We start from the raw sequence: 12,246 nt of genomic DNA, 5'->3' as shown, positions 1-12,246 counted from the left end.
CTAAGCTCGCCCGCAGCGCACCGAGTTGGGATGTATTCGTGCGCTTGTTCCCAAAAGTTCCGAAGATCTTGTTTGATCCGTTCCGATCCATGCCGTTTCCCCCACAAACCTCCCCCACCCCAGCCGACTTGTCTCAGAGGGCATACATGGTGAGTGTTCAATCGCCTCCCGGTGGCCGTGAACTTCCCTACGCGCGCGTGCTGTTGCTGCCCGCCATACTGATGGCCGTGGCGACCGGCGCCGCCGTCGCCGCGGTGCCGGAGCCGGCCCGGGCCGCGGTCGCCCTGTGCGGTGGCTTCGCCACCCTGCTGGTCATCGCGATCGGCGGCGAAGCCGTCCGCCGCGGCCGGGTCGCCCGTGAGCTGCGGGCCGACTTCGCGAGCCGCACCGCCTCCCTGGAACAGCGCATCGCCGCGCACGATCAGGAGATCGTGCGCTTCACCCGGGAGATCCTTCCGCACGCGCTGGACCGACTGCACGACGGAGATTCGCCCTCCGAGGTGGTCCGCACCCTGGGTCGCGGCACACCGGAACACCGCGAAATCCCCAAGTCCCAGCAGGACTTGCTGAAGAAGCTGCTCAAGATCGTCGACGCCGAGGAGTCGATGCGCGACGCCGCCCAGCGCTCCTTCGTCAACATCGCCCGGCGCGTCCAGGCCATCGTCCACCAGCAGAACAACGAACTCCGTGAGATGGAGGAGGACCACGGGCGCAACCCCGAGGTCTTCGACGACCTGCTGCGCATCGACCACGGCACCGCGCTGATCGGCCGGCTCGCCGACTCCATCGCCGTGCTCGGCGGCGGCCGCCCCGGACGCCAATGGCCCGAGCCCGTACCGCTGTTCAGCGTGCTGCGCGGCGCGATGTCCCGCATCCTGGAGTACCGGCGCATCGAGCTGCACAACATCGTCGACGTCGCCGTCACCGGTGTGTCCGTCGAACCGCTCATCCACGCCCTGGCCGAGCTCCTGGACAACGCCACCCGCTACTCGCCGCCGCACACCAAGGTGCACGTCACCGCCATCGAGGTGCAGACCGGCGTCGCCATCGAGATCGAGGACGGCGGCGTCAGCCTCAGCGACGAGGCCCGCGGCAAGATCGAGGAACTGCTCCGGCTGGCCGCGGCGGGCGTCGACCCGAACGTCATGGGCCAGGCGCCCCGGCTCGGCATGGCCGTCGTCGGACGACTCGCGCAGATGTACAGCATGCAGATCTCGCTGCGGCAGTCCGCGTACGGCGGTGTCCGTGCCGTGCTCGTCGCACCGCGCGACATGCTCACCACCGACTTCGCCCCCGGTCTCGCGCACGGCATCGGAGCGACCTCCGTGACCGGCATCGACAACGGCGGGGTCGAGGGACCGGCGCGCAAGCCCAAGAAGCGCCGGCCGACCACGGGCCCGCGTATCCCCTCGTCGAGCGGCGACCCCCGCGAGGACGACGTCCCGGTGGTCACGGAGCGGACGCCGGGCGGCCTGCCGCAGCGCCGCAGCCGCGTCAAGGTCCCGCTCAGCCAGCGGTACGCCGAGGCGCGCGCCGAGCAGGAGGCCGCCGAGGCCACCGGCGTTCCGTCCGCGTGGACGCCCGAACCCGCACCCGACGAGAAGGAACCCGAACCCGGCCTGTGGGTCGAGGCGTTCATGAACGGACTCAAAGGCGACCCGGACCCGACCGCATTCAGCACGGACAACCAGCCGGCCCCTGCCGAGGCCGACGACGAGGGGGACCTCAAGTGATCCAGCAGCGAGCCAACTTCGACTGGATGCTCAAGGAACTCGCCGACGGAGTGCCGGGCATCCAGCAGATCGTGGTGCTCTCCGCCGACGGACTGCGCATCGCCCGCTACGGCGGCGATCCGGACGCCGCCGACCGCGTCGCCGCGGCCTGCGCCGGCCTGCAGAGCCTGGCCGGAGCCGTCGCGGGCGAGATCCCCAAGAGCGACGGCCGGATGCGCATGGTCATCATCGAGATCAACGGCGGCTACTTCTACCTGATGTCGGCGGGACCCAACGCCTACCTCGCGGTGCTCGCCAACCAGACCGCGGAACCGGGGCTGATGAGCAACCGCATGCGCGACCTCGTCGTACGGATCGGCGCCCATCTGACGAGTCCGCCGCGGCGCAACGGGCAGACCGTATGACTCCTCCGCAACGCCGACGGCGCCAACCCAGGGAGCGGCCCCCGGAACCCCCCGCAGCGGGTTCCTCCCTCTCGGGCCCGGAAGGTTCCGAGGGGGAGGGCAAACCGAAGAACCCCGAGCGGCTGTACGTGCTCACGGGCGGCGCTGAGGGCGGCGACCGGGCCGAGCTCGACCTGGTCACGCTGGTCGTCGCACGCGCCGCCGAACCGCCGCCCGCCGCCCAGCCGGAGCAGTCGGCCCTGCTGCGGCTGTGCAGGGCCCCCTTGTCCGTGGCCGAGATCTCGGCCTATCTCAATCTGCCGTTCAGCGTGGTGACCGTCCTGCTCACCGAGCTGCTGACGGCCGAACTGGTACAGGCGCGCGCCCCGATCGTCCGTCAGGCGCTCCCCGACCGTTCCCTCCTCGAATCGGTGATGCATGGACTTCAAAAGCTCTGACACCATCACGGGCCCTCGTGCCGAGGACCACCTGCCGCACACAGCGCAGGCGGCGGTGAAGATCGTGATCGTGGGCGGTTTCGGAGTCGGCAAGACGACCATGGTGGGCTCCGTCAGCGACATCAGGCCGCTGACGACCGAGGAGACCATGACGCAGGCCGGCATCGGCGTCGACGACAACTACGGTTCCGAGACCAAGACGGCCACCACCGTGGCCATGGACTTCGGCCGGATCTCCATCACGGACCAGCTGGTGCTCTACCTGTTCGGCACACCGGGCCAGGAACGCTTCTGGTTCCTGTGGAACGGCCTGTTCGAGGGAGCGCTCGGCGCGGTCGTCCTGATCGACACCCGCCGCCTGGAAGTCAGCTTCGACGTGATCGGCCGCCTGGAGGAGCGCGGTGTTCCGTTCGTCGTCGCGATAAACGACTTCCCCGACGCACCCCGGTACCCGGTCGAGGACCTGCGGGCCGCGCTCGACCTGGCCGAGGAGATCCCGATCGTGAAATGCGACGCGCGCCGCAGGGCCTCGAGCCGCGACACCTTGATGACGCTGATGCGGTTCCTGCATTCGCTGGCGATGACTTCGGCGCGTGTCTGAACGCCGTACCGTGAACGGCATCCGCACGTCAACTCCCCATCCACAGAACGTATTTCAGCTTCGGAGCGATCATTGTGACGACTGAATCCCACTCTTCGACCGGCACGGAAGAACCCCCGTTCGGCCCGCCCCCCGGCTGCCCCGCCCACGGCGCCGGCCCCGGCGTCGGACCGGGCGGGCTGCGCCGTCTGTACGGGCCCGAGGCGGAGGACCTGGGCGCCCTGTACGAGAAACTCCGCGCCGAACACGGCGCCGTCGCACCCGTGTTACTCCACAACGACCTGCCGATCTGGGTCGTACTCGGCCACGCCGAGAACCTGCACATGGTCAGCACGCCCTCGCACTACGCGCGCGACAGCCGGCTGTGGACCGCCGTCCAGGACGGCACGGCGGGCGCCGACCACCCGCTCGCCCCCCACATCGCCTGGCAGCCCATCTGCTCCCATGCCGAGGGCGACGAGCATCTGCGGCTGCGCGGAGCGGTCACCGGCGCCATGACGACCATCGACTTCCGCAGCCTGCGGCGCTACATCAACCGCGCGACGCAGCGCCTGGTCAACGAGTTCTGCGAACTCGGCGAGGCCGACCTGGTCGGGCAGTTCGCCGAGCATCTGCCGATGTCCGTGCTCTGCGAGATCATCGGCATGCCCGAGGACTACAACGACCGCATGGTGCAGGCCACCCGTGACCTGCTCAAGGGCACCGAGACCGCGATCGCCAGCAACGAGTACGTCATGAGCGTGCTGACGCAGCACACCCTGCGGCGCCGCGCGGAGCCCGAGGAGGACTTCACCAGCCATCTCATCAACCACCCGGCCCGGCTCACCGACGACGAGGTCGCCCAGCACCTGCGGCTCGTGCTGCTCGCCGCGTACGAGGCCACCGCCAACCTCATCGCCAACGTGCTGCGCATGGTGCTCACCGATCCGCGCTTTCGTGCCCAGCTGAACGGCGGGCAGATGACCGTGCCCGAGGCGGTGGAGCAGTCCCTGTGGAACGAGCCGCCGTTCAGCGCCGTCCTCGGCTACTTCGCCAAGCAGGAGACGGAGCTCGGCGGTCAGCGCATCCGCAAGGGCGACGGGCTGCTGTTCGGGATCGCGCCGGGCAACGTCGACCCCCGGATCCGTCCCGACCTGGAAGCCAGCATGCAGGGCAACCGCTCCCACCTCGCCTTCGGCGGCGGTCCCCACGAGTGCCCGGGCCAGGACATCGGCCGTGCCATCGCCGATGTCGGCGTCGACGCCCTGCTGCTGCGGCTGCCGGATGTCGAACTCGACTGCGACGAGAACGACTTGCGCTGGCGGGGATCCATGTCGTCGCGCCACCTCGTCGACCTGCCCGTGCGGTTCGAGCCCAGGCCGACGCAGGACGTCATGCAGCGGCCCTCCGTCCGCGCGCTGCCCGCCCAGCGGTCCCACTGGCAGGTCATGACGGACGGTCCGGTGCCTGCCGCGGCCGCGCCCGCCCCCCAGCCGGTGGCCCCGCCGACCGCTCCGGCCGCCGAGCCCGCCCACCGGCTCGGAGCCTGGCAGCGCCTCCTTCGGTGGTGGCGCGGCTACTGATCCCCGGGGGGCCCGGCCGACCACGTGTCGTACGAGGTCCACGCCTCCAGCATCCGTCCACTGACGAACCGATGGGCCAGCCCGGTGACCGGATCCGTGAACTCCAGTGCCCGCGCCAGCAGTTGCAGCGGGCGCCGGAAGTCGCCGGCCGGCACCGGGCCTGTCACCACCGGGTACAGCGGATCGCCGAGGATGGGGACCCCCGACGCGCTCATGTGCACCCGGAGTTGATGGGTCTGTCCGGTGCGGGGAGTCAGCCGGTAGCGCCCCAGCGCGCCCCGCTGCTCCACCAGTTCGATCCGGCTGACCGCGTTCGCCTCGCCCGCCACCTCTTGCGCGGCCATCACCCCGCGCTCCTTGAGGATGCGGCTGCGGACCGTGCGCGGCAGGCCGAGACCGGGGTCGTACGGGGCCACGGCCTCGTACTCCTTGCCGACCAGCCGGTCGCGGAACAGCGACTGGTAGGCGCCGCGTTCCCCGGGCCGTACGGTGAACAGCACGAGCCCGGCGGTGAGCCGGTCGAGGCGGTGCGCGGCGCCCAGCTCCGGCAGGTCCAGCTCCCGGCGCAGCCGGGCGAGGGCCGTCTCGGCGACATGGCTGCCACGCGGTGTGGTGGCGAGGAAGTGCGGCTTGTCGGCGACGACGATGTGCTCGTCGCGGTACACCACGTCCAGCGGGAACGGGACCGGCTTCTCGTCCGGCAGCTCCCGGTGGAACCAGAGGAACATCCCCGGCGCGTAGGCGGCTTCGGCGGTCAGCGGCCGGCCGCCCTCCCCGACGATCAGTCCCTCGCCGATCATCGCGTCGATGACCCCGTCGCCCGCCGCGAGCCGCTCCACCAGATGCTCCCGCACGGTGGCCCAGCTCCCCTCCCGCGGCAGTCTGAGCCGCACGGGGTCGACCCCGTGGCGCTGAGGGAGGGGAGAGGGCGGGATCCGGGGCTTGCGTCTCACCTGGTCAAGCGTACGAGGCCGGGACCACCTCGGGAGCCTCCGGCGCCGTCGCCCGCGCCCTGTACGCCCGGTACCCCGCGCCGGCGACCAGCGTCACTGCGAGGAACAGCACGGTGAACCACTGGAAGTACCAGTGCCCGCCCGCCGGGTCGTACACCGCGGCGCGCGGCCAGGCCAGGTTGACCGTCATGAAGAGGCCGTAGACGAGGGCGAGCGCGTTGACGGGGACGCCCCAGCGGCCGAGGGAGAAGAGCGGGGAGCCCGTCTCGTCGGTGCCGTCCGCGGTGAACTGCCCGCGCAGCCGGCGTACCAGCAGCGGCCCCGTGACCATCGCGTACGCGAGGTACAGCATCACGATGCAGGTGGTGCCGATCGCCAGGAACGCGTCCGGTGAGGCGAAGTTCAGGAGCAGCAGAGCGGCCGCGAGGACGCCGACGACCAGGGCGGGGGCGCTCGGCATGCCGGTGCGCGGGTCGACCTTGGCGAGGCGGCCGGAGAAGGGGAGCTGGTTGTCGCGGGCCATCGAGAAGAGCATGCGGCAGGCCGCGGTCTGGATCGCCAGGGTGGCCACCGCGACGGCCACCACCACATCGGCGAGCAGCGCCCGGCCGACCCCGTCGCCGAGGCTGCTGGTCAGGACGTAGCTCAGGCCGTCGACACCCAGGCGGCCGTTCGTGAGGCTCGGGGCGGCGAGCAGTCCGCCGAGCACGATGAGCCCGCCGAGCAGACCCGCAGCGCCGAGCGCGGTGAGGATCGTACGGGGAGCGGTGCGGCGCGGGTTGTGGGTCTCCTCGCTCATCTCGCCGGCGCTGTCGAAGCCGATCATCACGTACGCGGCCATGAAGGAGCCCACCATCAGGGCCCCGAGCAGACCCGTGCCGCCCTCGCCGGTGTGGAAGGTGATGCCGGGGGAGCGCTCGGAGTGGGTGAACAGCAGCACGATGATCAGGACCGCGCCGATGATCTCCGCGGTGACGCCGATCCGGTTGACCGCGGACATCACGCGGTTGTCGAGGATGTTCACCAGCGTGGTCAGGACGAGCAGGATCACGCCCAGGACGGCCGCGTTGGCCGCGCCGTCGGGGCTGGTCGGGGCCGGGTCGTCGCCGATCAGCTGGAAGCCCGACCAGATCGCGGGCAGGACCATCTGCAGGGCGAGTGCCGCGGCGGCGACCACCACGATCTGTCCGATCACCATGATCCAGCCGGCGAACCAGCCGAAGGAGAGGTTCGACAGGCGCGAGGACCACTGGTAGATCGCGCCGGAGATCGGATAGCGCGCGGCCAGTTCCGCGAAGCACGCGGCGACCGCGAGCTGGCCGATCAGCACGGCCGGCCAGGTCCAGAAGAAGACCGGGCCGCCGAAGGCGTACCCGAAGGCGAAGAACTGGAAGACCGTCGTGAGGACGGAGATGAAGGAGAACCCGGCGGCGAACGAGGCGTACCGGCCGAGGCTGCGGTGCAGCTCCTGGCGGTAGCCGAACTCGGTCAGGGAGCGGTCGTCGGGGGACTCCGGCGGATCAGGGCGTACGTCGGAGGGGGCGGTGGTGGTCACGGCGGCACCTGCCTTCGGCGCGGAAGGGTGAGCGGGATTCCTGTCGGGTGACAGAAATTAGGGAGACCCTGTTTCGCCCGCGTGACGCGGCCGTGTCGGCGGCGGGCCGAAGTCCTCACGCGCCCGCCGCCCGCGCTCCGACGCGATACATCGTGTGTCTTGACGCCTGTTCCGAGGACGCGATATGTTCGGCTACGGATATTCGGAGACGAGTCGAGAGGCGTGATGGCGATGAAGCGACGCAAGCTGAGCAACCCGCTGGCGCTCGCCGTCATGACGACGCTCTGGCAGCGGCCGATGCATCCGTACGAGATCGCCCAGACGTTGCGCCGTCAGGGCAAGGACACCAGCACGAAGATCAATTACGGCTCGCTGTACACGGTCGTGCAGAACCTGGAGAAGCACGGTTTCGTCGAAGTCACCGATGTGGAGCGGCAGGGCAACCGTCCGGAGCGCACGATCTACGGCATCACCGAGGCCGGGCGCGAGGAGATGACCGAGTGGCTCTCCGACCTGATGGCCGTCCCGGCCCGTGAGTATCCGATCTTCGAGACCGCGCTCTCGCTGATGGGGGTACTGCCTCCCGACGAGGTCGCGCGGCTGCTCGCTGAGCGGCTCAACTCCCTGGAGGTGCAGGCCGCGAGCGCCCGCGGCGGCCTGGAGAAGCTGTACGAGACGCTGCCCCGGATCTTCCTCGTGGAGACCGAGTACCAGTTGCACATGGTCGAGGCGCAGGCGGAGTGGGTCCGGGGCTTCCTCGCGGAGCTCAGGGAAGGCACCCTGCCCGGCGTCAAGGAGTGGCGGAGCTTCCACGAGACGGGGGAGATCCCGCCCGAGTTCCAGGACTTGGAGCAACGCCCCTTCGAGCAGTGACCCGAAGAAGAACAGACCCCGGCGGGACTGTTGCACCAGTCCCGCCAGGGTCTCGAACCCCGAACTGAATCCGCCGTGCGGCAGTTCCAGGCGATCGAGGTGCGGCACACCCAGGATAGCCCGGCACTCTTCACGCGGATCGGCTCGGCAGCCACCCGAGATCACTCGGGAATCCGAGATCACCCGGCTTCACGCCGGACATCCGCTCACTTGGGAGAGCAGCTGTCATGAGCAGTACTCGTGCGCCCGCGGTAGAGGCGCGTCAGCTCGTCAAGACCTATCCCGGTGACGTCACCGCGCTCCGCGGCATGGACCTCACCGTCGAGCAGGGCACCGTCTTCGGCCTCCTCGGCCCGAACGGCGCCGGCAAGTCCACCACCGTCAAGATTCTCACCACCCTGGCCCGCCCGGACTCGGGCACCGCCACCGTCGCGGGCCACGACGTACTGCGTCACCCGGACCGCGTCCGGCGCGCGATCGGCGTGGTCGCGCAGAGCTCGGGCGCCGACCCGGCGGCCACGGGGAGGGAGAACCTCCGGCTCCAGGGCAGGCTCTACGGCCTGAAGGGCGCGGGCCTGGACCGCCGGGTCGACGAACTCCTGGAGCGATTCACCCTCGCCGACGCCGCGCGGCGCCCGGTGAAGGGCTACTCGGGCGGCATGCGACGGCGCCTGGACGTGGCGCTCGGCCTGGTCCACCGCCCCGAGGTGCTCTTCCTCGACGAGCCCACCACCGGACTCGACCCCGAGGCGCGCACCGCGATGTGGGACGAGATCACCCGGCTCGCCGGTGACGAGGGCCTGACCATCCTGCTGACCACGCACCACCTCGAAGAGGCCGACCGGCTCGCCGAGCGCGTCGCCATCGTCGACCGCGGCCGTGTCGTCGTCGAGGGCACCCCGGACGAGCTGAAGGGCGAACTGCGCGGCGACGCCGTCCACGTGGAACTGCGCGAGGCCGTCGGCGAGGCCGGCCGTACGCTGCTGGAGGGCGACCTCGGCGGACTTCCGGGCGTGCATCAGGTGCTGCTCGACGGGCGGCGGATCAGTGTCCGCGCCGACGACGGCGGGGCCGCGGTGCCCGCCCTCCTGGCGGCCCTGGAGCGGGCCGGGGTCGGGGTCGCCGCCGCGACCGTCGCCCGTCCCTCGCTCGACGACGTCTATCTCCGCTACGCGGGCCGCCGTTACGCGGAGGCCGAGGCGGAAGGCGCCCGCTCCTTCGTCCTCGCCGGAGGTGCCCGATGAGCACGGCCGTTTCGCAGACCTGGTACATGACGCAGCGTCAACTCATGGTGTTCGCCCGCCAGCCCGCGTACGCGATCATCACCCTGATCCAGCCGGTGATCTGGCTCTTCCTGTTCGGCGCTCTCTTCAGGAAGGTCGTCGAGCTCGGCGGCTTCGGCACCACCTCGTACCTCGACTACCTGGTGCCGGGGGTGGTCGTGATGAGCGCCCTCAGCTCCAACATGTGGGCCGGCATGGGCACGTTGGAGGAGATCCAGCGGGGCACGCTCAACCGCTTCCTGACCACGCCGGTCAGCCGGGCCGCGCTGATGAACGGCAACGTCGTCAACAACGGCCTGATCACCGCCCTGCAGTCCGTCGTGATCGTGCTGCTCGGGCTCGCCGGGGGCGCCGACTACCCCGGCGGCATCGGCGGCGTTGCGATCCTGGTCCTCGCCTCGGTGCTGCTCGGCACGATCTTCGGCGCCCTGTCCAGCGCGCTAGGCATGCTGGTGCGGGAACGGGAGTCGATCATCGGCATCAACACCTTCCTGCTGCTGCCGCTGACGTTCCTCTCCAGCGCCTTCATGGCACCGTCCCAGATGCCCGGCTGGATGCGGCACATCGCCGACTTCAACCCGCTCGACTGGGCCATGGTCGCGGGCCGTTCGGCGATGTCCGAGCATCCCGACTGGGGTGGCGTCCTCGGCCGGTCGGGCGCGCTGCTCGCGCTCGCCGTGGTGGCGGTCTGGCTGTCGATCCGCACGTTCCGGTCGTACCAGCGGTCGGTCTAGCCCCGCGGCCGGCCGGTCCGACCGCGCGGCCGGTGTCCGGTCCGGCCCGCGGCGGCGCCCCGGCCGCCCGGCTGTCCGTACGTACGTCAGGAGGCGGCCCGCGTCGCGCGGGGCCGCCTCCTGGTGACGTACGGGGTGGGAGCGGGCGTCAGGCCGACGCCTCCTGCTCCGCCTCCACCTGGGCGTTCCACGCGCGCTTCGACGCCTGCCAGCCGTCCTCGTTGTGGCCGAGGCGCCAGTACCCGGAGATGGACAGGTCCTCGCGGGCGATCTCCCGCTCGACCCTCAGCAGTTTGCGCAGCTCCTTCACGAAGGCCGCCTCGCCGTGCACGAACGCGTGCACCCGGCCCTCCGGGAACTCCAGTCCGCGTACGGCCTCCACCAGGGCCGCGCCCACGGGCCGGTCGCCGCGGTGCAGCCAGACGACCTCCGCGTCGGAGTCGATCTTCTGCTCCTCCTCGGGTCCGGAGACCTCGACGAAGGCGCGGACGACGGCGCCGCCGGGCAGCGACTCCAGGGAGGCGGCGATCGCGGGCAGCGCGCTCTCGTCACCGGCGAGCAGATGCCAGTCGGCGCTCGTGTCGGGCGCGTAGGCGCCACCGGGGCCCATGAACCGGACGACCTCGCCCGGCTGCACCCGCAGGGCCCACGGCCCGGCGAGACCCTCGTCGCCGTGCACCACGAAGTCCAGTGTCAGCTCGCGCACTTCGGGGTCCCAGGCGCGCACGGTGTACGTCCGTGTCACCGGCCACTGTTCGCGCGGGAACTCCTCGCGAATGCGCTCCATGTCGAAGGGCTCGGGATAGGTGACGCCCTCGGCGCCGAACAGCAGCTTCACATAGTGGTCGGTGCTGGTACCCGCGGCGAACTCCGCCAGGGTGTCGCCTCCCAGCACGACCCGTTGCATGTGGGGGGTCAGCCGCTCGGTCCGCACCACCTTCGCGGAGTGGGGTTTCCGGGGCTTGCGTTCCGGGCGCTCTGCCATGGCTGCCTCCTGATTCACATAGTTAGGCTTACCTAAGTTAGCACCTCTTCCTCTCTGGCACCTATGTGTGAACCGATACCAGTCATGTCAGAAGCGTTCAACTATGCCTGCAGAGTCGTGAGCAGGCGGTGCAGCGAACCGCCCAGACCCCAGCGCGCTGCCAGTTCGTCCAGCGCGGCCGGATCGCGCGGCGCGTGCGGCAGCGCCGTGTCCACCTCGGGCAGCGGCACGTCACCGGCGACCTTGACGACCGTCGGCGCCACGGCGACGTACGGCCGCGACTCGTCGAGACGCTTGCGCTGGGACGGGGTCAGCCTGGCCTTCGGGTCGTCGACCGCTGCCATGATCCCGGCCAGGTCACCGAACTCGGCGAGCAGTTTGGCCGCCGTCTTCTCCCCGATGCCGGGCACGCCGGGCAGACCGTCGCTCGGGTCGCCGCGCAGCAGCGCCAGATCCGCGTACCCCGGACCGTCCACGCCGTACTTCTCGCGGAGCCAGGCCTCGTCGGTGAGCTGGAGGGTGCCGACGCCCTTGAGGGGATACAGGACGCGCACGCCCCGCTTGTCGTCGACGAGTTGATACAGGTCGCGGTCGCCGGTGACGATGTCGACCGGGCCCGTGGCGCGTCCGGTGAACGTGCCGATCACGTCGTCCGCCTCGTACCCCTCCACCCCCACGCGCGCGATGCCCAGCGCGTCCAGGACGGCCTCGATCACGGGCACCTGCGGGGAGAGCGTGTCCGGCACCTCCTCCTCGTCCGGACCGACCTCGGTCTCCACCGCGACCCGGTGCGCCTTGTAGGAGGGGATCAGGTCGACCCGCCACTGAGGACGCCAGTCCGCGTCCATGCACGCCACCAGATCGTCGGGGCGGTGGTCCTTGACCAGGCGGTCGATGAATTCCAGCAGCCCGCGCACGGCGTTCACCGGTGTGCCGTCCGGGGCCCTCACGGATTCCGGCATGCCGAAATAGGCGCGGAAGTACAGCGAGGCGGTGTCGAGGAGCATGAGTCGTCGAGTCTGCTGAGTCACGTCCCGCATCATGCCGTACGCCACGGACGGTGACCTGGACCACTCCCGTGTTTGCTCCGCGTAAGCGGGGGCAGGCGCCGCCTCTGAGAGAACTC

The 12,246-nt window shown here is 70.5% G+C and carries 12 protein-coding genes; 8 read left to right on the top strand and 4 right to left on the bottom strand.

The genetic code is table 11. The annotated features are described in order from the left end of the window. Positions 1 to 146 precede the first annotated feature (146 nt). The 5 genes from OG788_RS11175 to OG788_RS11155 all read left to right on the top strand — a co-directional run bounded on the left by OG788_RS11175 (position 147) and on the right by OG788_RS11155 (position 4,737). Positions 147 to 1,733, top strand: coding sequence for a sensor histidine kinase (locus OG788_RS11175; RefSeq protein WP_406370464.1), 1,587 nt, complete (start codon positions 147 to 149; stop codon positions 1,731 to 1,733). Beyond that, positions 1,730 to 2,137: a roadblock/LC7 domain-containing protein gene (locus OG788_RS11170; protein WP_326788791.1), complete on the top strand. Its 408-nt coding sequence runs from the start codon at positions 1,730 to 1,732 to the stop codon at positions 2,135 to 2,137. Before OG788_RS11175 ends, OG788_RS11170 begins: the two co-directional genes overlap by 4 nt. Next, on the top strand, positions 2,134 to 2,574 hold the full coding sequence (locus tag OG788_RS11165; RefSeq protein WP_351547041.1) for a DUF742 domain-containing protein: 441 nt from the start codon (positions 2,134 to 2,136) through the stop codon (positions 2,572 to 2,574). Before OG788_RS11170 ends, OG788_RS11165 begins: the two co-directional genes overlap by 4 nt. Next, entirely contained in the window at positions 2,555 to 3,175 is a 621-nt protein-coding gene (locus tag OG788_RS11160; RefSeq protein WP_406370461.1) for a GTP-binding protein, read from the top strand. Before OG788_RS11165 ends, OG788_RS11160 begins: the two co-directional genes overlap by 20 nt. Positions 3,176 to 3,249: 74 nt before the next feature. After that, positions 3,250 to 4,737 (top strand): cytochrome P450, encoded by a 1,488-nt coding sequence (locus tag OG788_RS11155; protein ID WP_406370459.1) that lies wholly within the window; start codon positions 3,250 to 3,252, stop codon positions 4,735 to 4,737. Here OG788_RS11155 and OG788_RS11150 read toward each other — a convergent pair. Together OG788_RS11150 and OG788_RS11145 are read right to left on the bottom strand one after the other, a co-directional pair. After that, the gene (locus OG788_RS11150; protein ID WP_406370457.1) at positions 4,731 to 5,690 is read right to left on the bottom strand and encodes an RluA family pseudouridine synthase; all 960 of its coding nucleotides are present in this window, start codon (positions 5,688 to 5,690) and stop codon (positions 4,731 to 4,733) included. The genes OG788_RS11155 and OG788_RS11150 overlap by 7 nt on opposite strands. A 4-nt stretch (positions 5,691 to 5,694) precedes the next feature. Further along, entirely contained in the window at positions 5,695 to 7,245 is a 1,551-nt protein-coding gene (locus OG788_RS11145) for an amino acid permease (RefSeq protein ID WP_406370455.1), read from the bottom strand. Positions 7,246 to 7,470: 225 nt separating this feature from the next. Here OG788_RS11145 and OG788_RS11140 point away from each other — a divergent pair, with 225 nt between their 5' ends. The 3 genes from OG788_RS11140 (at position 7,471) to OG788_RS11130 (ending at position 10,135) form a co-directional block, all read left to right on the top strand. Next, positions 7,471 to 8,118, top strand: coding sequence for a PadR family transcriptional regulator (locus OG788_RS11140; protein ID WP_406370453.1), 648 nt, complete (start codon positions 7,471 to 7,473; stop codon positions 8,116 to 8,118). Positions 8,119 to 8,345: 227 nt separating this feature from the next. Continuing rightward, positions 8,346 to 9,362: an ATP-binding cassette domain-containing protein gene (locus OG788_RS11135; protein ID WP_406370452.1), complete on the top strand. Its 1,017-nt coding sequence runs from the start codon at positions 8,346 to 8,348 to the stop codon at positions 9,360 to 9,362. Further along, complete coding sequence (locus tag OG788_RS11130) at positions 9,359 to 10,135, top strand: ABC transporter permease (protein WP_406370450.1); 777 nt, start codon at positions 9,359 to 9,361, stop codon at positions 10,133 to 10,135. Before OG788_RS11135 ends, OG788_RS11130 begins: the two co-directional genes overlap by 4 nt. 148 nt (positions 10,136 to 10,283) lie before the next feature. On the opposite strand, the gene OG788_RS11125 is transcribed toward OG788_RS11130, so the two are convergent. Then, a complete protein-coding gene (locus OG788_RS11125) occupies positions 10,284 to 11,120 on the bottom strand; it encodes a siderophore-interacting protein (RefSeq protein ID WP_406370448.1) in 837 nt (278 codons plus the stop codon). 101 nt (positions 11,121 to 11,221) lie between these two features. Next, positions 11,222 to 12,160 (bottom strand): 5'-3' exonuclease, encoded by a 939-nt coding sequence (locus tag OG788_RS11120; RefSeq protein WP_351547153.1) that lies wholly within the window; start codon positions 12,158 to 12,160, stop codon positions 11,222 to 11,224. Positions 12,161 to 12,246 lie beyond the last annotated feature (86 nt).

Origin of the sequence: Streptomyces sp. NBC_00647 (genome assembly GCF_045207245.1) — a bacterium.
Lineage (GTDB): Bacteria > Actinomycetota > Actinomycetes > Streptomycetales > Streptomycetaceae > Streptomyces.
Note: the sequence above shows the minus strand (reverse complement) of the source record. Positions and strands in the feature narration are given on the sequence as shown.